Here is a 1,269-nt window from a genome sequence, read left to right as displayed (position 1 = left end):
GAAGAAAAAAGTGGCTTAAATTGTGATATAGATTATGCAAAATCATCGTTTAAGCAAACACGAGCTTTATATGGCAAAGAGAATGGTGTTCAAGTCCACCGGTGGCGTCCATGGGCACTGCCACACGACTGGCGGGTCGTTCTTTCAGCTTCGTCCGGGCCATTGACTCCTCGTTCTCCGCAGCGGTGTCGCGTCCGTCGGTGGGCGGTCGGGACGCCGGCACCCGTGGGGGGTGCCCCGCGCTTCAGTTCTGACAGGCCGGGGACCGCGTTTGCTCCTTTGCACTTCTACACACTGGGTGGCGGTCCTTTCGTGCCCTCCCCCATCTACGTAGGCCGGGCCGGTTCGGATGAACCTTCGGCGAGAACTTTGCCCGGCGGTTCCGGACGCCCCGCCATAGCACTCCTGAACAAGGGTGTTGAGCTGCCCGAACATGGAGTCGAAACCCTCAGCTAAGGCAAAAATAAAGTGCTCCGGTGAGTGAGCCGGGACACCGTGTGAACCTTTCGTCCCCCGGCTGCGAACTACTTGGTGTGCAGAGGCCGCAAACACTCTGCGTAAGGAGATGATTGCCGTGCGGCATCGCATTGCTGCCCTGCTGCTATCCCTTGCCGTGAGCACCACCGCTGCGCTGCTGCTTCCCTCGCCCGCGCGGGCCGAGGTGGACGGCGTGGAAGTGAAGATGACGGAACTGCCCGGCGAGTTCGAGGCCGGTGACGACGCCGAGGTCGTCGAGGCGGTGGTGTCCACCGAGAACGACGGGCGCTGCCGGAAGGTCCGCTGGTCGATGGTGCTGACCGTGGACGGGGTCGCGATCGACGACGTCGAGGTCGAGCGGATCGAGGACGACGGGGCGTTCCCCCTGCGGGTGCGGACCGAAGGGTCGACCGCGCGGCTGACCGACGTGCGGCTGGACCCGGGCGAGCTGTGCCGCGGGCGTACGGTCACCGCCCGGTACCGGGTGCGGTTCGACAAGGACACGCCCACCGGCCGGGTCGCCTTCAACGCGCAGGCCTTCGACGCCGGCCGTACCCTTCTCGCCCAGACCTCCGCGACCAGCAAGGTGGAGGGGTCCGGCGCCGCGCCGTCGCCGTCCGCCTCCTCGCCGGCCCCGGCGCCGTCGACGCCGGAGCCGGACGAGTCCGAGGAGGCGCTCATCCCGCCGCCGGCCGACGACAGCGGTGTCGCGCTGGACCCGACGGCGGCCACGCCGGACAGCACGCCGAGCCTGCTCGGGCCGGCGCTGATCCTGGGCGCGTTGCTCGTCTT

General features: G+C 66.8%; 2 pseudogenes. Both read left to right on the top strand.

Annotated features, from left to right (window positions below):
- A pseudogene (locus AB0M20_RS44240) lies at nucleotides 1-99 on the top strand (relaxase/mobilization nuclease domain-containing protein); the annotation flags it as partial.
- Between the two features lie 514 nt (nucleotides 100-613).
- A pseudogene (locus AB0M20_RS44235) lies at nucleotides 614-1,269 on the top strand (hypothetical protein); the annotation flags it as partial.

The sequence above is a fragment of the Actinoplanes sp. NPDC051633 genome, from assembly GCF_040681735.1.
GTDB lineage: Bacteria > Actinomycetota > Actinomycetes > Mycobacteriales > Micromonosporaceae > Actinoplanes.
This window is presented reverse-complemented; position numbering and strand designations above follow the sequence as displayed.